Source organism: Paeniglutamicibacter sulfureus (genome assembly GCF_030512175.1).
Taxonomy (GTDB): Bacteria; Actinomycetota; Actinomycetes; order Actinomycetales; family Micrococcaceae; genus Paeniglutamicibacter; species Paeniglutamicibacter sulfureus.
In genome coordinates this window covers 523,743-545,178 of sequence record NZ_JAULBL010000002.1, presented here as the reverse complement: position 1 = coordinate 545,178, position 21,436 = coordinate 523,743, and the positions used below count along the sequence as shown (strand labels likewise).

The window sequence follows — 21,436 nt, the reverse complement described above, 5'->3', positions numbered from 1 at the left end:
GTAGTCACCCATGTTTTTCTCCCTTGAACCTTGCGGAACTAAAGTGCAATCACTCTACGCCCGAAGGGGAGGGGAACTCTAGGATGCCGGGTGGTGGCGCTTGAACTTGCGGTAGTGGTTTACCGTGCTCACCAGGATGTAGAACCAGCGGCGGGGATTGGTTTCTTTCTTGTAGTACAGCGGGTGGCTATAGCGCTTGGCCGAAATGAGTTCCTCGACCTCGTTCTTCATGTCGCCCGGAAGGTAGCGACGCAAAAGGCGCAGCGGGAGGATGTTGTAGAGGTGGAAGTTCTCCGCGACCTCTAGCTCCGCTCCCCCGGATAATCCGCCGCGAAGGTATTCCTCGACGTAGAAGCGCGTCACGTTGTGGCCGGCAGCGGTGATATAGAAGTGGTTGCGGCCCAGGCGCGGGTTCAGTTCGAAGAACTTGTAGGTCCCGTCGCGCGGGTCCAACTTCATGTCGAACATGGAAAAGCCGGTCCAGCCGAGGGCGTCGAGCAACCGGGACCCTTCGGCAACCGCCGTCTCGTTGGGCTGAGTGACAATGGCAGCGGAGTTTCCCAGCGCGCCGGGGGCATGCTCCTCGACGATGACCCGCCCGCAGGAGACAAATCGGACCTTGCCGCTTCGGTCGCTGAAGAACGTGGCCAGGTGCATGCCGCTGTCATCGCCCGGGATCAGGTCCTGGATGACCAAGGTGCCGGCGTACCCGGCGTTGGAGGCGTTGGCGATGAGCTCAGTCAATTCCGCCAGCGATGCGACGGTGTGGACCTTCTTCTTGCCCGCGAACTCCAGTGCACCCCAGGCCACTCCGTCCGAGGGCTTTACGATGGCCGGGAACGGAACCCCCTCGGCGGCAAGCTCCGCCTCAAGAGCCACCGGATCCGCGGATGCCCCGGCACAGTCGTGGACCACGGTGGCCGGGTAGCTGACGCCAAGGTCGCGGCAAAGTTCGTAGAAAGCATCCTTTTCCGTGGCCCGGTCCAACTCCGCATTGCCCACATAGGGGATGGTGAACCATTCGGCGAGCTCTTGGGCATGGGTGGCGATGAAGCGGATGTGCTGGTCGGCGGCACCCAAGAGCAACAGCGGCCGCTTGGCACCGTTGGTGCCGCCGAATTCGCGTCCCAGCCCGGACACGAAGGCGGCGAACGCCGCCGGATCGTCCTGCCGGGCGAAGGGCCGCGGCACCAGGACCCGCGAGTGCTCGGTAATGCCGGTCATCACCGAGGGGACGACCACCGAAAGCACGTCGTACTGCTCGTGGAACTCGCGCGCCAACGAGTACGCGCCGATGTCACCGCCCAAAATGACAGGGACGAAGGGCTGGTTCTCGTTGATCTGCATGATCCAAAACTATCAACCCGGCACAAATCGGATACCCCATGGGGGTACTTGACTTAATACCCTCAGGGGGTATTATTTGGGGTATGGAAAACATCACCCTTCCGATCGACGAGCATGTCGGCCACGGATACACAGCCAACAAGGAAGCGCTGCTGAAGCGCCTCAACCGCATCGAGGGCCAGGTCCGCGGCGTCAATCGGATGGTCAATGAAGACAAGTACTGCATCGACATCCTCACGCAGATCTCCGCCATCAACGCTGCCCTGCACAAGGTCAGCCTCGGCCTAGTCGAAGAACACGTCTCCCATTGCGTCGTGAACGCCGCAGCGCAGAGCATCGAAACCGGCGACCAGTCCTTTGTGGACGAGAAGGTCGCGGAGGTCACCACGGCCATTGGCCGACTGCTGCGCTAGGGGGGCTGCGCTAGGGGGGCACACGCGATCCCTGAATTCCACACACCCAAGAAACCACTCCCCAGGAGAAAACATGAGCGATACATCTAACGGCGGTTGCTGCGGCGGGAGCTGCGGATGCAACTCGAATGAAGGACTCACCATCACCACGCGACCGGAGGGCATCATGAGCCAGAACAACATCACCCTAAAGATCGACGGCATGACCTGCGGCCACTGCGTCGCATCCGTCACCGAGGAACTGCGCGAAGTTGAAGGCGTCACCAATGTAGAGGTCTTCCTCTCCGCAGGAGGCACCTCGACCGCCAACGTCACCACCAACTCACAGGTGGATAACGCAGTGCTGACCCAGGCAGTCCAGGAGGCCGGCTACACCGTCGTCTCCACAGACGCCTAGGCCCACTCCCGATTGCCAACGCACGGGGCGAGCACCCAGATGCACGGACCATCGCCCGCCCCAGGAACGGAAAAGATGAGCAACGAAACAACCTTCCCCGCCAACCAACGCATCATAGAACTAGATATCCAGGGCATGACCTGCGCATCGTGCGTGGGACGGGTTGAGCGCAAGCTCGGCAAGATCGACGGCGTCGAGGCCCTGGTGAACCTGCCGCTGGAATCGGCGCGGATCACGGTCCCGGAATCCATCAGCGACGAGCAGATCATTGCGACCGTGGAGTCAGCCGGATACCAGGCCAGCCTGAAGGCCGACCGCTATGCCGCCGCGCCTTCCCAGGCGCAGTCGGCTTCCATCGGCACTGTCGAACCGCCCAAGGCCCCGCGCACGGACCACATCACCGGGCACGGCGGAAACGACCTGAAGAAGCGACTGGTTGGTGCCGCGATCTTCACGGTTCCGTTGTTCATCATTTCCATGATCCCTGCGGCGCAGTTCCCCCACTGGGGTTGGGTCGCGTTGGTTCTGGCCACGCCCGTAGTCTTCTGGTCGGCCTGGCCGTTCCACCGCGCCGCCGCGATCAATGCGCGGCACCTGGCCTCCACGATGGACACGCTGGTGTCGATCGGGGTGCTCGCCGCGTACTTCTTCTCCCTGTGGCAATTGGCGGTTGACCCGATGCTGACCGCCCACATCGGCATGCCGATGAGCGAACACGCCCTGTACTTCGAGACCGCAGGCGTCGTGGCGACGTTCCTGCTTTTGGGACGCTTTCTGGAGGCGCGCGCCAAGTCGAAGGCCGGGGACGCACTGAAGACGCTGCTGGACCTCGGCGCGAAGGAAGCCGTCGTGCTGCGCGATGGTGTCGAAACGAAGATCCCCGCCGCCGAACTGGTGCCCGGCGACGAGTTCGTGGTGCGCCCGGGTGAAAAGATCGCCACCGACGGCTTCGTGGTCACCGGCCACTCCGCCGTGGACACGGCACTGGTCACCGGAGAATCGGTGCCTGTCGAGGTCGGACCGGAAGACACCGTCACCGGCGCCACCATCAACACTTCCGGCCGCCTGCTGGTGCGCGCCACCCGGGTCGGCAAGGACACCACCCTGGCCCAGATGGGCCGACTGGTTTCCCAGGCGCAGACCGGCAAGGCCCCCATCGCCCGGCTCGCCGATAGGATCTCCGCCGTCTTCGTTCCGATCGTGCTGGCCATTGCTGTGCTGACCTTCGTGTTGTGGCTGGTATTCACCGGGGATATCAACGCCGCGGTTGCCGCCTCAGTCGCGGTGCTGGTCATCGCCTGCCCCTGCGCGCTGGGCCTGGCTACCCCCATCGGCCTGCTGGTGGGGTCCGGACGCGGGGCCCAACTGGGCATCTTGATCCGCGGACCACAGGTCTTGGAGGACACCCGCAAGATCGACACCGTATTGCTGGACAAGACCGGAACCATCACCGAGGGCAACCTCGCGGTCACTTCCACCGTCCCGGCCGCCGGTTTCGATGCCGCCACGCTGCTGGCCCTGGCCGGCGCCGCGGAATCGGGTTCAGAGCACCCCATTGCCCACGCCATCGTTGCGGCGGCGCGTGCAGAGGCACCGTTGGCAAAGGCCACAGCGTTCACCTCCGCCCCCGGTGGCGGGGTCAAGGCCCGCATTGGAGACCGGACCGTGGTTGCGGGACGGTCGAGCTGGATGCGGGAAAACGGAGTCCAGCTCAACGAGTCAGACCACCTGAGACTGCGCGAGGCCCAGCAAACCGGTGCCACCGCCATCATGATCGGTGTCGACGGCGCCTTCGCCGGACTGGTCAACCTCTCCGACACCATCAAGGAGTCCTCCGAGGCGGCGATTGCCCGGCTGAAGGAACTGGGACTGCGCCCGGTGCTGTTGACCGGCGACAATGCCGCAGTGGCCGCGCAGGTTGCATCCCGGGTCGGCATTGCCGAGGCCGATGTCTTTGCCGATGTCTTCCCCGAGGGCAAGGCCCAGGCCGTGCGCAAGCTGCAGGCCGAGGGCCGGGTCGTTGCCATGGTCGGCGACGGGGTCAACGACGCTCCGGCACTCGCCCAGGCGGACCTCGGGATCGCCATGGGATCGGGAACCGACGTCGCCATCGAGGCTGCGGACCTGACCATCATGGGCAATGACCTCAACCAGGTGGCCCAGTCCATCGAGCTGTCCCGCAAGACGCTGGGCACCATCAAGATGAACCTGTTCTGGGCCTTCGTCTACAACACCGCCGGCATCCCGGTGGCGGCACTCGGGTTCCTGAACCCGATGATTGCCGGGGCTGCCATGGCCGCCAGCTCCGTGCTGGTGGTCGCCAACTCACTGCGACTGCGCAGCTTTGGGCGCAAGTAGCAACGTCCGAGCCACGACGAGGCCGGTGTGTGGCGGCAGCGCTTCCCGTCTGGGGCACTGCGGCTGCACACCGGCCTTGCGTGTTGGCCGCGCTGGCTACCGGCTGCGCAATTCGTCGGCCCGTACCAGCAGCACGCCGCCGACGATCAACAGTCCTCCGAGCAACTGGACTCCTGCGGGCAGCTCACCCAGCAGAAGCCACGCCCACAGCACGGCGAAAAGCACCTCGGTGAGCGAGATGAAGGAAGCAAGCTTCGAGCCCAGTGTCCGGGCTGCCATGATGCCGGTGACATAAGCGATGACCGTGGAGAACAGCACCAGTCCGCCCAGTGCCACCCACCACTGGGTTTCCCAACTGGCCAGCTTCACGGGCACGAACCTCACCTGCATGTCCAGCAGGCCGACCACACCCAGAATTCCCATGGCCGCTGCCCCCACAAGCAGCCCGCCGGTGGCCAGCACGATTGGAGGCAGTGCGCCATCGGCTCGGGCGCTGACGAAGAAGTAGACCGTCAAACCTACGGCAGCACCCAGTCCCCAGAGCACCCCAATCGGGTCAACGCGCGTCTCACCCGCCAGATCCAGGACGGCGACCAGGCCGGCGAGGGCAAGGAGCGCGCCACCGATCGTCATGGCCTTGGGAGTCCTGCGGTGGCGAACCCACAGAAAGAGCACGATCAGCACGGGGGCCAGGTACTCCAGCAGCAGCGCCACTCCCACATCGAGTCTTTCGACGGCCAGGAAATAGCAGAATTGGCAGGCGCCGACGCCGAAAAGCCCAAAGAGCAGGATCGACTTCCAGTTGCGGGCCAGCAGCGACCACTTGCCACGCATGATCAGCAGCGTGGGAATCAGCAACACCAGTGCTGCGCCTGCCATGCGCAGCGTCACCGCCGCGGCGGGACTCCAGCCCGCCTCCAGCAGCGACTTGGCGAACGAACCAGACAGGCCGAAGACCGCCGATGAAAACAGCGCAATGCCGACGCCGCCCAGGCGTGGGCGCGAGGACGACACCGGGACTGCAGGGGGTGACAGCTGTGCCAACTGTGTGGGGATTTCTTCTCTTGGCACGGCGATACGCTCCTTGGCAAAGTCGGCCCGACGCGCGAAGGGGGCTTGTGGCCGCAACGACTGTCAGGAGTAAAATTATGTATGATCATGACACTAGATCCACGGGGGTTTCCCCGTCAATCCACAGTGCACCACAGGAGTCACATTGATCTTTGCCCCTGACACAGAGGTTGCCCTGGGCACTGTCGTTGCCCTCATCAACTCATCAGTCCAAGCTTCCGACGGGCTGCTCACGCGTGCCGACCTCAACGAGTTCCTCAACGAGCAGGGGTTCACCGGCTCTCGGACCCACAATGACGCGGAGCTGCGCTCGGTACGCCAACTGCGCTCCCAGCTGCGCAAGCTGTGGTCCGCCTCCGAGGAGGAGGCCGTGGACAGGGTCAACAACATCCTGCGCAACGCCCGCGCCCTGCCGCAATTGGTCAAGCACGACGGGTGGGAATACCACATCCACGCCACCACGCCGGAGGCGCCACTGAGCGAGCGCATGGCGGTGGAAGCCGCCATGGCCCTGGTGGATGTGTTGCGTTCGGGCGAATTGTCGCGCCTGCGGGCCTGTGCGGCCGAGGACTGCGAGGCGGTGCTGTTGGACCTCTCGAGGAATCGTTCGAAGCGCTATTGCGACACCGGCAACTGTGCCAACCGGGAGCACGTGCGCGCATACCGCCAGCGAAAATCCGAGCAAAAACCCGGGCTGTGAACATACACTGGAGCCAGGGCCGAAAGTGTATTAGGCCCGCCGATCGGAGGAGCCACCGTGAACAGCGAAGAAGCCCCGCAACCACACGCCGCTGACGAGTACGAAGTCGACCTGGAGAAGTCCCATGACGGCCCGGCAAGAGCCGCCGCCCGCTGGGCCGCCGCGCTGGTCAATGGCTTCTTCGGCGGAGCCGGATCCGACGCAGTCGGTGCTGCCGTCGTCGTCCACCGGATCGACAACAAAGCCGAGGTGCTGCGCATCAATGCGGGCAGCATCGAGGATGCCGAGTCAATGGTGGCGATGGTCCGCTCGGACCTCGAGGAGCTGGACCACGACGAATTCCTGGATCGCTGGGGCGGGCGCGACGGCGCCGAGCCCGCGCTCTAGCCCGTCAGCAGCACAAGCCATGCCGTGGAGGCAACCACCTGGCCTTCACGGATCTATCCTGCGGGAAAGCCTTGCCGGCGCCTGAACCTGTGCTCGGAGCCCTTGATCATCGGGACAAACACCAAAAGACCAAGCGCGAAAATGAAGGCGCCCGTCAGCGCCGCCGTGCGGAAGCGATGTACGTCCGGTCGCCGTGAGGGACTGGGAAGAAGCCTTGTTGCAACAAGGTTGCCAAGAAATCGACGCCCGCACTTTCTTCACCGCCACCGCCGGTTAACCAACGATGCCGCCCGGGATTCCCGGGCGGCATCGTCCAAAAGCGTGGTTTATCTAGTTCTTCTTCTTGGGCTTCGCGTCCGGGGTTTCCGACGAGCGGTTGACTCCGGATCCGGTTCCCATTTCCTCGGGGTTTTCCTTGCCCGCCATGGTCATCACGGAAATAATCAACAAGCACGCGACGAAGGCGACGCCAAAGGCCACAAGCCCGATGTCGATACGCAACGGGTTATCCGAGCCACCGGTTGACGAAATGGTGGCAATGACGCCGGCAACGATGCCCATGACCAAGGAGAAGGAAAGGGGTGCCTTGATGCTCTGCTGCCAAGATTTTTTCTCGGCTGGGGTGTTGCCCACGAAAGGCCCTCCTACAGGTTTTTGGTTCAACATTTATTCTAGCTCCAAAGCCCGGTCTCGGGTTCCTTCGCGGCATGGCGCAGGCCGAAGGCCGAGATCAGTACGAACACCGCCAGGATAATGGCGCCACCGCCTGCCAGACCGAGCAATCCGTGGGCGTCCAAGTGCAGACCCATCAGCAGCGACGCCCCCGCGCCCAGGGACACGAAGCCGGTGACCAGCTGATCCTTGAACGGGACGAACTCGGCGCGGTGCCGAATGAAGACCACGATTTCCAGTGCGCCGGCGAGGATCCACGCGGCGGCCCCGGCGATCGCGACCACAAGGGTCTCGGGACGGAACGCCATGACCAGGCCCGCGAGGATCATGGCCACCGCGGAACCCGCATAGAGCCCGCGCACGGACTTCGGGGCGCTCGGGACGCTGGCATAGTCCCAGAGGAACTTTGCGCTGATCACCATGAAGGCAGCCAACGAGTAGGCCAGCACCTGGTTGTTGGCGGCGGGCCAGAATATGGACACGAGCGCAAAACCGGCGGCCGTCGCGGCGCGCCCCATCACTGGGGTGGCTACTTCGGCGGCAATGGTTGCGGGGATTTTTACTGCAGGCACGTCCACAAGTCTACCGGCGATGGAACCTCCGGCCTCATTCGCGCCCGGGCCGCCGACGGATCAACCCCGGGCCGAGGTCGGCGATCGTGGCCGCTCCCATGAGCTGCATGTTGACCTCGATTTCCTTGGCCAGCAGTTCGATGACCCGCGCGACGCCTTGCTCGCCACCTGCCATCAGCCCGTAGAGGTAGGCGCGGCCAATGAGGACGAAGTCGGCCCCGGCGCAGAGCGAGGCGACGATGTCGGCACCGGACATGATGCCCGAGTCTAGGATGATCTCCACCCCCGCACCGACTTCGGCACGCACCTCGGACAGCGCTTCGAAGGAGACCGGGGCACGGTCCAGCTGGCGACCGCCGTGGTTGGAGACCACCAGTCCGTCGGCCCCGGCGTCAACGGACTTGCGCGCGTCCTCGGTCGTGAGCACCCCCTTGACGAAGAGCTTGCCGTCCCAGATCGAGCGGATCCATTCCAGGTCGGCGAAGGAGAGCGTCGGGTCGAACATCGAGTTGATCAGGGTGGGCAGGTCGGTGGCGCTGTTGGACAGCGAGGCGAACTTCAACGAGTCGGTGGTCAGGAAGTTGAACCACCATTCGGGGCGGTAGGAGGCATCCAGCACCGTTTTAAGGTTCAGCTTGGGCGGGATGACCATGCCGTTGCGGGCATCGCGCAGGCGCTGGCCGGCCACGGGAGTGTCGACGGTGACCAGCAGGGTGTCATAGCCCGCGGTCCTGGCACGCTCCAGCAGCTGGCGCGACTTCTCGCGGTCCTTCCACAGGTAGAGCTGGAACCAGCGGCGGGACTCCGGTGCCGCCTCGGCGACCTCCTCCAGCGAGCGGGTGCCCATGGTGGACAGGGAGAACGGGATGCCGGCGGCCGCGGCGGCGCGCACCGCGCCGGTCTCCCCCTCGGCATGCATGAACCGGGTGAACCCGGTCGGGGCGATGCCGAAGGGCAGTGCCGAGGACGCACCGGCAATGGTGGTGGACAAATCCGCCTTCGCGGTGCCGTGCAGGATGCGCGGAATCAGCTCGATCGAGTCGAGTACCTCCCGGGAGCGGCGGTAGGTCAGCTCGCGCTGGGCCGCGCCGTCGACGTAGTCGAACGCCGGTGTGGGGGTGCGCCGCTTGGCGATGGCGCGCAGGTCCCACACGTCGGCGGCCTTGGCCAGTCGTGCCGCCCGCCTGTCCAGGGTGACGGGCTCGAAGTTCATCAGCGAGCGAAGTTCGGATATCTGCGGCAGGCGGCGCTTCATGGGGGGGTGTCCGGCTTTCTGTGGATCGTGCGTGGGGGGATGGTGCGTGGGGCACGGGGAAGGGCGGGTCAGTGGTTGGCGGGAACCCTCAGGGAGAGCAGAACGGCGATCGCCGAGAGCAGGCAGCATGCCAGCAGGTAGCCGGCGGCCAGGTGCGTGCTGCCGTCCGCGGCGTTGACCAGGGCGGCGGCTATCAGCGGGCTGAGCCCGGCAACCACGGCCCCGTTGGTCTCGCGAGCCACGCCGATTCCGCTGAGTCGGCGCTGAGGCGGGAAGAGGTTGGTGAGGAATGCACCCTGCGCACCGCTGGTGGCCGGGATGACCAGCCCGTAGCCCAGCGCGATCGCGGTGAAGGCCAGGGCGAAGCTGCCGGCGCTGAGCAGCCCGAAGATCGGGTAGGCCAGCACCGCGCCCATGACGGAGCCGAAAAGCAGCACCTTCGCGGCGCCGAACCTGTCCGAAAGTCGGCCACCCACCGGGGTCAGCGCGACGGAGACCAGCGAGCCGAGGGTGACGGCCAACAGCGCGTCGGACTTGGCCAGCCCCACCAGCGGGGAGGTCATCAGGCTCAGCGCGTAGACGGCCAGGATGTAGTTCATGGCATTGTGCCCGGTGATGGAGAAGAACCCGATGAGGACCTGGCGCCAGTCGCGGGCCAGCACGTCGCGCAGCGGCAGCCGCGACTTCGTGCGTTCGGCCGCCGCCTTCTCGACGGCCCGGGAGTACTCCGGGGTTTCCTCGAGCCGGTTGCGGATGTACAGGGCCAACAGGAAGAGCACCGCGGAAACGAGGAACGGGACGCGCCACGCCCAGTCCAGCAACGCCTCGGTGCCCAGCGAGGACACGGCAAAGAAGGCGAAGGTGGCCAGCGCGATGCCGGCCGGCGGGGTGGAGAGCACCAGCGAGGTGTAGAAGCCGCGGCGCTTCGGCGGGGCGAATTCGGCCACCAGGGTCATGGCCCCGGCCAGCTCGGCTCCGGCCCCGAAGCCCTGCAGCAGCCGCAGGATGACCAGCAGCAGCGGGGCGGCCGCCCCGATTGCCGCGCTGGTAGGCAGCAGCCCCACGCCGACGGTGGCCACGCCCATCAGGACGATGGTGAGCATCATGGCCGGGCGCCGGCCGTACTTGTCGCCGATGTGCCCGACGATGACCCCGCCCAGCGGTCGGGCGACGAACCCCACCGCGAAGGTGGCAAAGGCCATCATGGCGGCGGCCGAGGACACCGCCTCGGAGAAAAAGAGCGGGGCGATGACCAGGCCGGCCGCCGCTCCATAGAGCGCATAGTCGTACCACTCGATGACCGTGCCGAGAACCGCGGCGAAGACTGCCCGGCGTCCGGCCGGAGTGAGCCGCTGGTTCTCGGCGCGCTGTTCCTCGGCGCGAAGCCCGGGGTTAGTGGTCATCGTTGACATCCATCCGTCCAAAATCCTGAAAAATCCCTGAAAGATATTTCTAACAGGGAGGTAGTATCTTTCACAAGGGCCGCGGAAGCATCCGGCCCAATGTGACGCGGGCACCGACGCCCGCCGACCCGAGGGAGTTTCACCGATGAGTCCATCGCTCACCGATCGCCTGGTCGTGCAATTGCGCGCGGCCATCCTCTCGGGAAGGATCGCCCCGGGCAGCATCGTGGTCGAGCCGCGCCTGGCCGAGGAGTACTCCGTTTCCAAGACGCCGGTCCGCGAGGCGCTGCGCCTGCTGACCTCCCAGGGCCTGCTGACCGTGTTGCCCAAGAAGGGCTATCTGGTGCGCACCATGGGCCTGCACGACGTGCAGGAAACCCTTGACCTGCGCATGCTCCTGGAACCGCACGCGGCGGCCGCCGCCGCCGGATTCCTGCCGCAGGAACTCACCGTGAAGCTGCGCCAGCTGCTCGATGCCCAGGCGGCGCTCTCCGCCGCCGACCCGCTGGGGGCCATGAAGGCGGCCCAGGACTTCCACCAGGCCATCGCGGACGCCTCGCGCAATTCACGCCTGGCCGATTCCCTGCGGCGCTGTTTCGACGAAACCGCCCGCGCCCACCACGTGCTGCCGGGGCTGCAGCACTACATGGGTGCCCCCACCGAGCTTGCCGAGCACGAGGCCATCTACGCCGCGATCGCCGCGGCGGATGCGCGGGCGGCGGAGGAAGCCATGCGCGTGCACCTGCGTTCCATCCGCACCGCCATGGCCCAGCAGTTCACCGACCCCGGGAGCCTCTGGGCCTGAGTCTCCCCGCGGTTCAGGCGCCCAGGCGCATCCACTTGTCGGTGCGCACCCGCCATGTGAGCGTCGCGGCGCGGGCGAGCATGAAGCCCAGGCCGAATGCCACCCAGATCCAGGCGACGGCGGAGACGCCGGCGTGCTCGAAGAGCGTGACGATGAAGAGCAGCGGCAGGTAGACCAGCAGCGTGAGGACGCCGGCTACCGCCAGGTAGCGCGCGTCCCCGGCGCCGATGAGCACCCCGTCCAGCACGAACACGAGCCCGCAGACCGGTTGGGACGCGGCGAGGATCCAGACCCCGACCATGGTCGCCTGCCGCACCGAGTCATCCGTGGTGAACAGCGCGCCGACGAACGGGGCGATGACCGCAAGCAGCGCGCCGGTTGCCGCGCCGAAGTACAGGCCCCAGCGGCACATGGTCCTGGTCAGCAGGTTGGCCCGCACCGCGTTCCCGGCCCCCAGCTCCTTGCCGATCAGCGCCTGCGCCGCAATGGCCAGCGCATCCAGCGCAAAGGCCATGAAGGTGAAGATGGTGAAGACCAGCTGGTGGGCGGCGAGCGTGAGTGCACCCTGTCCGGTGGCCACCCAGACGGTGGCAAGCAAGGCCAGGCGCAGCGACAGCGTGCGCAGCATCAGCCAGGATCCGACCTGGCCGGTGCCCAGCACCCCGCGTCCGTGCGGCGCCAGCGACTGTCCGGCATTGCGGATCCGTGGAATGAGCATCCACAGGTACACCGCGGCCATCCCCCATTGGGCGATCGAGGTGCCCAGCGCGGCACCGGCAACGGACATCCCCAGCGGGTAGACCAGGATGAGGTTAAGCGCGATGTTTGCGGCAAAGCCTATCCCCGCCACGTAGAGCGGGGTCTTGGTGTCCTGCATGCCGCGAAGCACCCCGGTTGCGGCGAGCACCAGCAGCATCGCGGGTATGCCGAAGGTGGAATATTGGATGTAGTCCACCGCGAACCGGAGCACCTCGCCCTGGGCTCCCATGGCGGCCGCCAGCATGGGTGCACCGAAGAACCCGGCCAGGCCCAGGACCACGCCCAGGCCGAGGGCAAGCCAGATCCCGTCGCGCCCGGCGGCCATGGCCCGCCCGAGGTCGCCGGCGCCGATGGCCCGGGCTACGGCGGGGGTGGTGGAGTATGCCAGAAAGACCATGAGTCCCACCGCGGTTTGCAGGACCGTGGTCCCCAGCCCCGCGCCGGCAAGTTCGTTGATGCCCAGGTGCCCGACGATGGCCATGTCGGCCAGCAGGAAGAGCGGCTCCGCAATGAGAGCGCCCAGCGCGGGAACCGCCAGTGCCAGAATGGTTCGGCCCAACCCGCGGGACGCATCGGGGGTGACGACCTGTTTCCTGCCTGCTTCTTTCACCCCACCAGCCTACCGGGCACGGTCTCGCCCACGATGTCCCCCAGAAGCCATTGACACAAACAGGTTTGTGTCACAAACTTGTTTGCAGATCGATTGTCGTTTCATTCCATCCCCCGGCACCGCGAAGGAAAGGCATCACCATGAACACGAACCCTGCCCCCGACTCCCACCAGCAACTTGATCCGCGCGCCGCACTGGCGGCGATCAACCAGACCATCGCGGCAACCCGCGCCTCCATTGAACCCAACGTCGCGCTCATCTACTTCGTGTGGGCCCTCGCCTACCTGGCCGGCTACGGGCTGCTGCACGGCGCAACGTTCGGCTGGATTCCACTGGCCTACACGACCGCGCTGGTCCTCGGCGGGATAATCCTGCTCGCCGCCGTGGCCTACACCGCGGTTCTGGGCATCCGTTCCGGATCCCAGGTGCGTGGGGATTCCAAGTTCGCGGGCATGGCCTACGGCATGAGCTGGATGGGCGGCTTCGCCACCGTGGCCATATTCAGCATCGCCTTCGCCAGGCTCATGCCGGACTCCGCGCAGCTGGCGACCGGCTGGCTGATCAACGCGGTGGCCATCCTGGTCGTCTCCCTGATGTACATGGCCGGGGCCGCAATCTTCCAGGACCGAGACATGTTCATCCTCGGTGCCTGCTTCACCGCGCTGAACGTCGCCGGGCTTGTCGCCGGACCCGGGACCTTCATTTCCATCTTCGCCATCGGCGGCCCGGTCCTCTTCATCGCCGCCGGGCTCCTCGCACTGGCTCGCCGCCGCGCTTCCTCCCCGGCGGCGAAGTAGCCATGGCCGAGTTGGATCCACTCATCCACGCGGATGCCCGGTTGCGGGTCATGTCGGCGCTGAACACCCTGGGGCCGAAGGAATCCATGGCTTTCCCCAAGTTGCGCGAAATCCTGTCGATGACCGCGGGCAACCTTTCCACGCACCTGCGCAAGCTGGAGGACGCCGGGTACATCTCCCAGGTGAAGGTCATCGAGGGCCGAAGCCCTGCCACCTATGTCGGCATTACCGCTCGGGGCGTCGCCGCGTTCGAGGCCTACAAGGCCCAGCTCATCCAACTGCTTTAACTGCGCTTTCCCCGCATGCAGCAAGCCCCGTCCATTGCTGGACGGGGCTTGCCGTTAACTACTCAGAGACGATGCCCTAGATCGCAGAAGCGATCCAGATTACCAAGGCAACGGCGACGAGAACGCCTACGATTGTCCATACAAGGTTGCTTCCACGCATGTGGTCCACTTCCAATCTCTTCGTTGTTACTTCTCAATATGGGTATACAGAGAACTTCTTTAGCATAACGGGTGGCGGCGCCGGAGCCAGCACGATTTGCACAGACTCGCCGGGAAACCCGTCGTCGGGCCCGCTTTCCCCGCCAAGCCTAGGGGTGCCGACGCAGGCCCCCGAGTGCCAGCAGCGCCGCCAGCACCAACAGGGAAACCACCGAAACCACCAACCCCGGCCAGTTGGCGGCGTTGAACGCCATGCCGATGGCCCAGCCAAAGAGCGAAGACCCGGAATAGTAGGCCAGGTTGTACAGGCTGGCGGCCTGTGCCCGCCCACCGACGCCGAGCATTGGAATCCAGCCGCTGGCCACCGAATGGGCGGCAAAGAACCCGGCGGTGAACACCAAAAGCCCGAAGACGACCGTGGGCAGGAAATCGACCAGTGTCATCACAAGGCCCGCGGCCATCAACGCAATGGAGGTCAGCAGCACCGGCAGGCGGTTAAAGCGCGCCACCATCGCCCCGGACTGGCGCGATGACCAGGCTCCCGACAGGTACGCGACGAACACCAGCGAGGCCAGCGAGGCGGGGATCAGGAAGGGCGCGGCCTCCAGCCGGAATCCCAGGTAGTTGTAGACGGCCACGAAGCCGCCCATGAGCAGGAAACCCTGCGCATAGAGCACCAGCAGCGGCCCCTTTCGCAGGTTCATCCACAGCTTTTTCCACAAGGGAATCCGGTTCGGGCTGCGCCAGGGCACGGGAGTGAAACCGCGCGGCTTGGGAGCCACCGCGATGAAAACGCCCGCGGCGACGGCTGCCATCACCGACACCACCAGGGTGCCCAGGCGCCAGGAAACAAATTCACTCAGCGGCCCGGCCACCAGGCGTCCGGCAAGCCCGCCAAGGGTGGTCCCGGAAATATAGGTCCCGGCGGCAACCGCCGAATGCAGGGGCGACACCTCCTCCGATAGGTACGCCAACGCCACCGCGGGGATCCCGCCCAGGGCCAGGCCCTCGATGAAACGCAGGGCCAGCAGCCATTCGAAGCCAGGGGAAAATGGCACCGCAAGCCCCAGCGCCACGGCCGCCGTCACGGCGATGGTCATGGCGCGCAGCCGTCCCATCCGGTCGGCCAGCAGCGACCAGAAGAGCACCGAAGCGGCCAGGCCCAGCGTCGCGGCGGAAACCGCAAGCGCCGCATCGGCTTCGCTCACCGACAGGTCGCGGGCCAGTTCGGGCAGCACGCCCTGGACCGAGTACAGCTGGGAGAAGGTTGCCACCCCGGCGGCGAACAGCGCCAGGATCATCTTGCGGTAGCCGCGGCTGCCATGGGCATGGCCGTGCCAGTGCGCTGAATCTTCGGGAACGCTACTCACCTGTGCGACGGTCTTTCGTTGGATATCTACTGCTGGAACAGCGGCAGCAGCGTATAGGACAGGATCAGCGCCACGGCATTGTTGAAGACGTGTAGGACGTAGGAGTAGGCCAGCGACTTTCCGGTGACAACGTAGGCGAGCGACATCATGATCCCCAGCGTCGTATAGGGAATCGCGCTGGTCAGGTCGAAGGAACCGGATCCAATGAAGTGCAGCGAGGTGAAGAGCACCACCGAGATCGGCACGCAGACCCAGACGTTGAGCTTGCGGCTGAGCTTGCCGATCAGCAGGTGGCGGAAGATGTATTCCTCCACGAAGGGGCCCAGGATCACGGTGACAACGAACATGGTCGCGAACGGCACCGACCGGGTCATGCCCTCGATGGCCAGCTGGTTCTCGCTCTTGACCGGATTCCCCATGGCAACCAGCACGATGGCGCTGACGATCAGGGACCCCAGCCAGCCCCCGGGAACCATCAGGGCCTTGGCCCACGGGTGGTACTTGAACGTGGCGAATGAGGAACGCAGCGCCTCGAAGCCCATGATGATCGCCCCGGTGAACACCACGACGTAGATGATGAGGTTAACGCCGAATTGCGCCGAATCCTGGTTCTTGAAGGCCTCGACGAAACCCGGGACCAGCGCCAGCAGTCCACCGGCGCCTAGGACAAAGAGCACCAGGTAGGTGCCCAGCACCACCACGTCCCCGCGCCGCATGGGCCCGGCCTCGAAGACCGGTTGCCGCTTGCGCGGCAGCGGGGCGTATGGGTATGGGACAGGAGTTTGCTGCATGGTTTCCAGCCTACCGAGCGTTCCCAGGTCCGGAATCCACTTCCGCGCCCCGCACACTTCTCACTCGACGCGAAGGCCCAGTTCGTTGGCGAGGATCGGGGCCAGGTCCAGGAGCTGCTCGTAGCTCACCGTGGCGCCCTTGAGCGCAGTGATTCCGGAGAGCGTGCGCAGGCGCGCCCCGCGCAGGTCCACGTCCTTGAGCTTGGCGCCGTTCAGGGCCAGGGTGTCAATGGTGCAGTCGATGAAGGTGACCCGTTCCAGGTTGGCGCCTCCTGCATCGAGCTCCTCGATGTGCACGTCGCGGAATTCCACGTCCTTGATCCTCGCGCGGCGCAGGTTCAGGTAGCCGAGCTTGGCCCGCTCGAACTTCACCGAGCGGAACGTGGCTCCGTAGAGCTCGGCCGATCCGATGCGTCCACCGACCACTGCGGTGTTCCACCATCCGGAGTCGGGTGCCTCGAGCACCGGGGCATTGACCTCCTCGATGCGGCAATCCCCGAAGGTCACCCTGGCCATGGGTGCGCCCTGCAGTGAAACCGAGCGGAAGATGCATTCGGTGAAGACCGCGTCCTCCAGGTCCACCCCCGCCGCGTCGTCGGATTCGAAGAGCAGGCCCTCGGCGCGCCCGTCGGTTTCCAGCCCGGTCAGGTCCCCGGACCCGGTGGTGGCCGGTTCCTTGAAGGCGGGCAGGCGGGGGGCTTTCACGGATGCAGGCATGGGCATCATTTTATGCCGCACACCACGCCGGCACCGGGCAGGGGCGTGGGTAGGCGCACGTTGGCTTTCTCACCTCGGTGACAACTTGACGGGAGGTCCGGGGCAGTGTCGACGCGACGGTGGAGGGGGTTCCCCACCGCCGGCCCTAGCCGCCGGTGCCGAAGACCGGGTTTTGGTCCAGTTCCCTGGCGAGCATGGGCGCCAGGGACGCCGAGAAGTCGTGGGACAGATGTGACTGGTCGTAGTAGGTGATCAGCGAACCGATGACGGCGAAGCAGGTCTCTTGCGAGCAGATGGAATTGGTGAGGTCCGCGCGCACGATGCCGCGTGGGGCGGCATCGCTGTCCAGCGCCTTTTGCAGGTTCTCCCTGATCGACAGGCCCTCTTTGCGGGGCACCGCGCAGGCCAGCGGGTCGCGGGGGTTCGAGGCCACGCACGTGGGCACGTTCACGTTTCCCAGCCGCGGCACCTCGTGGATCACCGCGACCGTCTTGCCGGCATCGATCCAGGATTGCCACAGGCTGGTGAAACCCTCGGTGGCCGGGTCGGCGAATTCGTAGCCCGGGGAGGAGATCCAAGAGCGCTTGTTGCCCTGCGCGGCCACGATCACGGCGTCAATGTCCCGATCCGCCGCGAGCCGCGGACCCAGGGCACGCACCGATTCGGTGCATAGGCGCTCGGCCGTGCCGCTGAGCTTTTCGGAGCCCTTGAGCGCGGCGACCGAGGGCGAACAGCCGGAGCGGATGTGGGTCACCAGTTCCCAGTCGCGCTCCTCGGCGATTTCCACCAGCGCCGGCAGCCAGGCCGAGGCGTGCGAGTCCCCCACCACGGCAACGCGCAACCTGGGGTCAGTGGTCTTGCCGAGACGGCAGCTGGATTCCGCCACCTGCAGGGTGTCGGTTTCACAGCCCGGGAACAAGGGGCTGCGCACCTGCTGGGAGACGGCAACCGCCGAGGGCCAGGGTGCGAAGTCCGAGGCGACGGGCAGGCAGTCGGCCGCGTGTTCCAGCGTCCCGGCGCCGTAGCACGTGGAGGCGGTGTCCATCCGCGGCAGGTTCGCGCTCTGCGCCGACGCAGTGGTGCCCGCCCACGCGATCGATGCCAGCAGCATCATCCCTGCCAGCGCAAAGACCAACGTGTTGCGCACCGGCTTCAGCATTTTCCCGAAGCGCAGCGGATCCTCGATCAGCAACTGCGATAGCCAGGCCAGCAGGATTGCCAGTCCCAGGATGCCTGCCTCGTGGTACCACTTTGGTTCGGCGTGCAGCACGAAGGGTGCAACGATGATCAGCGGCCAGTGCCACAGGTAGGCCCCGTAGCTCACGTCCCCGACCCGGCGCACGGGGTGGATCGAGAGCCAGCTGGCGTGGGAGAACCAGCGCATGCCCGGGCGCTGCGTGCCTGCGGCGGCGAGCATCGCGGCGGTGCCGAGCACCGGAACCAAGGCCATGGTTCCGGGGAAGCGGGTCTCGGTGGGGATCAGCAGGGCACCGGCCAGCAACAGTGCGAGCCCGCCCCAACCCAGCAGCGCGCCGCGAAGTCCACCGACCCCGCGATTCACGCAGAACAAAGCGACCACGCCGCCGGCGGCAAACTCCCAGGCCCTTCCGGCCGTGTCGAAGTAGGCTGCCGAGGGGTTCGCGGTGGTGACCCAGAGCCCGTAGGCAAAGGAAAGGAGCATGATCGCTCCGATGGCGACCAGGAAGAGCCTGCGGGTCCCTGGTCCGGAGAAGCCACGCCGGTCGATGCTCGCCCGCGGCACCAGCTTGCCGGCCACGAACGCGGCGCCCAGGATCAACAGTGGCCAAGCGAGGTAGAACTGTTCCTCCACGGAGAGCGACCAGTAGTGCTGCACCACGGTGGCCATTTGCCCTGCGGCCGAGTAGTCGGTGGCGTCGGCCACCAGCGCCCAGTTCTCAATGTAGAACCCGGCGGCGGCAACATGCTTGAACATGGTGCCGTGCTCGGTGGCAGGGATGAAGAAATACACCAGTGCGGCGCTGGCCAGGAGCACGGTGAACGCCAGGGGCAGCAGCCGCCGGATGCGCCGGGCCCAGAAAGTTGCCAGCTTGATGGTCCCGGTGGCGCGCATTTCCCGGAACAGGTGCGCGGTGATCAGGTAGCCGGAAATCACGAAGAACACGTCAACGCCGATGAATCCGCCGGTGAGCGCGCCGGGGCGCAGGTGGTGGATGATGACCATCAGCACGGCGATGGCGCGAAGTCCCTGGATATCGGCCCGGAATCCCACCGAGGAGCCGTTGGTGTTGATCCGTGGACCGTCCACAGATGGGGTCCCGTGCGGGGATGGCTGAGGGGCGGAACCGGTTCGAACTGTCACTCGGGCAAGCCTATCCCACCACCCGAACCCTCGATCCGTCGTGGGGCCACAAGTTGATACTTCCAACAAATGGCGGTGGCCCCGAAGGGTGCGGATCCTTGGGATCCGCACCCTTCGGGGCCATCTGCGCGCTGGCAGTGCCCGGCGCGCTACCGGCGCACCGGTTCTAGCCTTTCAACTCCGCTTCGGCGTCCTGTTCAAGGGCGGGCTCGCTGCCCTCGAGCACCGGGGCGCCGCCGGGGGCGTTTTCCGCGTCGAGAACCTCGGCCGGGCCGGCGAACTGCGACTGGTACAACCGGTAGTACGCACCGCGGGCGGCCAGCAGCACCTCGTGGTTGCCCTGTTCCACTATCCTGCCCTCCTCCATCACCAGGATGGTGTCGGCATCGCGGATGGTGGAGAGACGGTGGGCGATCACGAAGCTGGTCCTGTCGCTGCGCAGCGCCGCCATGGCTTTCTGCACCAGCAGTTCCGTGCGGGTGTCAACCGAGGAGGTCGCCTCGTCGAGGATCAGCAGCGACGGGTTGGCCACGAACGCGCGGGCGATCGTGATCAGCTGCTTCTCGCCGGCCGACACGTTGGTGCCTTCCTCGTCGATGACCGTGTCGTAGCCCTCGGGCAGGGCGCGGACGAACCTGTCAACGAAGGTGGCCTTGGCCGCCTCGATGACCTCCTCGTCCGTGGCCTCCAGGCGCCCGTAGCGGATGTTCTCCAGGATGGAACCGCCGAAGAGCCAGGCGTCCTGGAGCACCATGCCGACCTTGGAGCGCAGGTCGGCCCGGCTGATCCGGGTCACGTCCACCCCGTCCAGGGTGATGCGCCCGGAGTTCAGCTCGTAGAAGCGCATGACCAGGTTCACCAGGGTCGTCTTCCCCGCGCCGGTGGGGCCGACGATGGCCACGGTGTGCCCCGGGTGCGCCTCGAAGGACAGGTCCTCAATCAGCGGCTTGTCCTCCGAGTAGGAGAAGGTGACGTGCTCGAACTCGACGTGGCCGTCGGTGCGGGCCGGCAGCGACGCGGTCACGGTGTCCTCGTCCTGCTCGTCGGCATCCAGCAGCTCGAAGGTGCGCTCCGCGGAGGCAACGCCGGACTGGAGCATGTTGGCCATGCCGGCCATCTGCCCCAGCGGCTGGGTGAACTCGCGCGAGTACTGGATGAACGCCGTCGCATCTCCCAGGGACATCTGCCCCGAGGCCACGCGCAGGCCGCCGACCACGGCGATGCCGACGTAGGCCAGGTAGGAGATGAAGTTCATGACCGGGAAGATCATGCCGGAGACGAACTGGGCGCCGAAGGAGGCCTTGTAGAGCTCCTCGTTCTTCTCGTGGAAGCGGTCCAGCATGTCCTGCTCGCGCCCGAAGACCTTCATCAGGTCGTGGCCGGAGAAGGACTCCTCGATCTGCCCGTTCAGTGCACCGGTGTTCTTCCACTGCGCGGTGAACAACCCCTGGGCGCGGGAGCCGATGACGCCCGCGGCGACCGCGGAGAGCGGCAGTGCGATGAGCGCAATCAGCGCCATCTGCCAGGAGATGATGAACATCATGATGATGATGCCGATGACCGTCAGCAGCGATTGCACCAGCTGGCTGATCGCCTGTTGCAGCGCGTTCTGGATGTTGTCCACGTCGTTGGTGACGCGGCTGAGCAGGTCGCCACGCTGGCGCGTGTCGAAGTAATTCAGCGGCAACCGGTTGAGCTTGTGCTCCACGTCGCGCCGCAGGCCGTAGACGACCTTCATGACCAGGCGGTTCAGCAACCAGCCCGAGGCCCACATGAACAGCGAGGCCACGAAGTACATGGAGAGCACGATGAGGATGTAGCGGCTGAGCAGGGGGAAGTCGATGCCGACGCCCGGGACGAGGTTCATCTTGGACATCATCTCGGCCAGGTCATTCTGCCCGGAGGCACGCAGCCCCTCAATGACCTGCTCCACCGGGACATTTGCGGGCATGTTCCCGCCAATGGCGCCGGCGAAGATTACGTCCATGGCCTGGCCCAGGATCTTCGGTGCGATCACCGAGAGAACCACTCCGGCGGCCGCCAGCAGCAGGACCACGGTCATGCCGAGTTTTTGCGGGGCCAGCAGCCCCACCAGGCGCTTGGCCGAGGGCCAGAAGTGCTTGGCCTTGCGGACCGGGAGCGAGTCGCCGAACATGTCGGAGGCCCCGGCCGTGTCGAACTCGTCGATCTCGTCGGTCGGTTCCACGACTGCCGTTGTTTCCTTC

20 protein-coding genes are annotated in these 21,436 nt (G+C 65.8%); 8 read left to right on the top strand and 12 right to left on the bottom strand.

Going from position 1 to position 21,436, the window contains the following annotated elements:
* Window positions 1-78: 78 nt before the first annotated feature.
* Window positions 79-1,347 carry a carboxylate--amine ligase gene (locus Q2T94_RS09175; RefSeq protein ID WP_302263778.1) on the bottom strand — a complete coding sequence of 423 codons (1,269 nt, stop codon included), beginning with the start codon at window positions 1,345-1,347 and terminating at the stop codon, window positions 79-81.
* Between the two features lie 83 nt (window positions 1,348-1,430).
* Here Q2T94_RS09175 and Q2T94_RS09170 point away from each other — a divergent pair, with 83 nt between their 5' ends.
* The 3 genes from Q2T94_RS09170 (at window position 1,431) to Q2T94_RS09160 (ending at window position 4,515) form a co-directional block, all read left to right on the top strand.
* The gene (locus tag Q2T94_RS09170; RefSeq protein ID WP_264271331.1) at window positions 1,431-1,760 is read left to right on the top strand and encodes a metal-sensitive transcriptional regulator; all 330 of its coding nucleotides are present in this window, start codon (window positions 1,431-1,433) and stop codon (window positions 1,758-1,760) included.
* 73 nt (window positions 1,761-1,833) lie between these two features.
* Window positions 1,834-2,157 (top strand): heavy-metal-associated domain-containing protein, encoded by a 324-nt coding sequence (locus tag Q2T94_RS09165; protein WP_302263776.1) that lies wholly within the window; start codon window positions 1,834-1,836, stop codon window positions 2,155-2,157.
* A gap of 75 nt (window positions 2,158-2,232) precedes the next feature.
* Window positions 2,233-4,515, top strand: coding sequence for a heavy metal translocating P-type ATPase (locus Q2T94_RS09160; protein ID WP_302263775.1), 2,283 nt, complete (start codon window positions 2,233-2,235; stop codon window positions 4,513-4,515).
* 96 nt (window positions 4,516-4,611) lie between these two features.
* Here Q2T94_RS09160 and Q2T94_RS09155 read toward each other — a convergent pair whose 3' ends face one another.
* Window positions 4,612-5,586, bottom strand: a complete 975-nt coding sequence (locus Q2T94_RS09155) for an EamA family transporter (protein WP_377700281.1) — start codon at window positions 5,584-5,586, stop codon at window positions 4,612-4,614.
* Between the two features lie 145 nt (window positions 5,587-5,731).
* Here Q2T94_RS09155 and Q2T94_RS09150 point away from each other — a divergent pair, with 145 nt between their 5' ends.
* Both Q2T94_RS09150 and Q2T94_RS09145 read left to right on the top strand, forming a co-directional pair.
* Entirely contained in the window at window positions 5,732-6,286 is a 555-nt protein-coding gene (locus Q2T94_RS09150) for a CGNR zinc finger domain-containing protein (RefSeq protein WP_302263774.1), read from the top strand.
* A gap of 57 nt (window positions 6,287-6,343) precedes the next feature.
* Window positions 6,344-6,673 carry a hypothetical protein gene (locus tag Q2T94_RS09145; RefSeq protein WP_302263772.1) on the top strand — a complete coding sequence of 110 codons (330 nt, stop codon included), beginning with the start codon at window positions 6,344-6,346 and terminating at the stop codon, window positions 6,671-6,673.
* Window positions 6,674-7,003: 330 nt separating this feature from the next.
* Here the strand turns inward: Q2T94_RS09145 and Q2T94_RS09140 are convergent, their stop codons facing one another.
* From Q2T94_RS09140 to Q2T94_RS09125, 4 genes are all read right to left on the bottom strand, one after another.
* Complete coding sequence (locus tag Q2T94_RS09140) at window positions 7,004-7,306, bottom strand: hypothetical protein (RefSeq protein WP_264271336.1); 303 nt, start codon at window positions 7,304-7,306, stop codon at window positions 7,004-7,006.
* 38 nt (window positions 7,307-7,344) lie between these two features.
* Entirely contained in the window at window positions 7,345-7,917 is a 573-nt protein-coding gene (locus Q2T94_RS09135) for a hypothetical protein (RefSeq protein ID WP_302263771.1), read from the bottom strand.
* A gap of 34 nt (window positions 7,918-7,951) precedes the next feature.
* Entirely contained in the window at window positions 7,952-9,172 is a 1,221-nt protein-coding gene (locus tag Q2T94_RS09130) for an alpha-hydroxy acid oxidase (protein WP_302263770.1), read from the bottom strand.
* Between the two features lie 68 nt (window positions 9,173-9,240).
* Entirely contained in the window at window positions 9,241-10,575 is a 1,335-nt protein-coding gene (locus Q2T94_RS09125; RefSeq protein WP_302263769.1) for an MFS transporter, read from the bottom strand.
* A 145-nt stretch (window positions 10,576-10,720) separates the two neighbouring features.
* Here Q2T94_RS09125 and Q2T94_RS09120 point away from each other — a divergent pair, with 145 nt between their 5' ends.
* Window positions 10,721-11,380, top strand: a complete 660-nt coding sequence (locus tag Q2T94_RS09120) for a GntR family transcriptional regulator (RefSeq protein WP_302263768.1) — start codon at window positions 10,721-10,723, stop codon at window positions 11,378-11,380.
* A 13-nt stretch (window positions 11,381-11,393) separates the two neighbouring features.
* Here the strand turns inward: Q2T94_RS09120 and Q2T94_RS09115 are convergent, their stop codons facing one another.
* Entirely contained in the window at window positions 11,394-12,749 is a 1,356-nt protein-coding gene (locus tag Q2T94_RS09115) for an MATE family efflux transporter (protein ID WP_302263766.1), read from the bottom strand.
* 140 nt (window positions 12,750-12,889) lie between these two features.
* Here Q2T94_RS09115 and Q2T94_RS09110 point away from each other — a divergent pair, with 140 nt between their 5' ends.
* Together Q2T94_RS09110 and Q2T94_RS09105 are read left to right on the top strand one after the other, a co-directional pair.
* Window positions 12,890-13,546, top strand: a complete 657-nt coding sequence (locus tag Q2T94_RS09110; RefSeq protein ID WP_302263764.1) for a hypothetical protein — start codon at window positions 12,890-12,892, stop codon at window positions 13,544-13,546.
* A gap of 2 nt (window positions 13,547-13,548) precedes the next feature.
* Window positions 13,549-13,833 carry a transcriptional regulator gene (locus tag Q2T94_RS09105; protein ID WP_302263763.1) on the top strand — a complete coding sequence of 95 codons (285 nt, stop codon included), beginning with the start codon at window positions 13,549-13,551 and terminating at the stop codon, window positions 13,831-13,833.
* Window positions 13,834-14,141: 308 nt separating this feature from the next.
* Here Q2T94_RS09105 and Q2T94_RS09100 read toward each other — a convergent pair whose 3' ends face one another.
* From Q2T94_RS09100 to Q2T94_RS09080, 5 genes are all read right to left on the bottom strand, one after another.
* The gene (locus tag Q2T94_RS09100) at window positions 14,142-15,293 is read right to left on the bottom strand and encodes an MFS transporter (RefSeq protein ID WP_436836844.1); all 1,152 of its coding nucleotides are present in this window, start codon (window positions 15,291-15,293) and stop codon (window positions 14,142-14,144) included.
* 95 nt (window positions 15,294-15,388) lie between these two features.
* Window positions 15,389-16,153 (bottom strand): CPBP family intramembrane glutamic endopeptidase, encoded by a 765-nt coding sequence (locus Q2T94_RS09095; protein WP_302263761.1) that lies wholly within the window; start codon window positions 16,151-16,153, stop codon window positions 15,389-15,391.
* A 60-nt stretch (window positions 16,154-16,213) separates the two neighbouring features.
* Window positions 16,214-16,870, bottom strand: coding sequence for a pentapeptide repeat-containing protein (locus tag Q2T94_RS09090; RefSeq protein WP_302263759.1), 657 nt, complete (start codon window positions 16,868-16,870; stop codon window positions 16,214-16,216).
* A 145-nt stretch (window positions 16,871-17,015) separates the two neighbouring features.
* Window positions 17,016-19,157, bottom strand: coding sequence for an acyltransferase family protein (locus Q2T94_RS09085; protein WP_302263758.1), 2,142 nt, complete (start codon window positions 19,155-19,157; stop codon window positions 17,016-17,018).
* Window positions 19,158-19,377: 220 nt separating this feature from the next.
* Window positions 19,378-21,366 carry an ABC transporter ATP-binding protein gene (locus tag Q2T94_RS09080; RefSeq protein ID WP_302266393.1) on the bottom strand — a complete coding sequence of 663 codons (1,989 nt, stop codon included), beginning with the start codon at window positions 21,364-21,366 and terminating at the stop codon, window positions 19,378-19,380.
* Window positions 21,367-21,436: the final 70 nt, after the last annotated feature.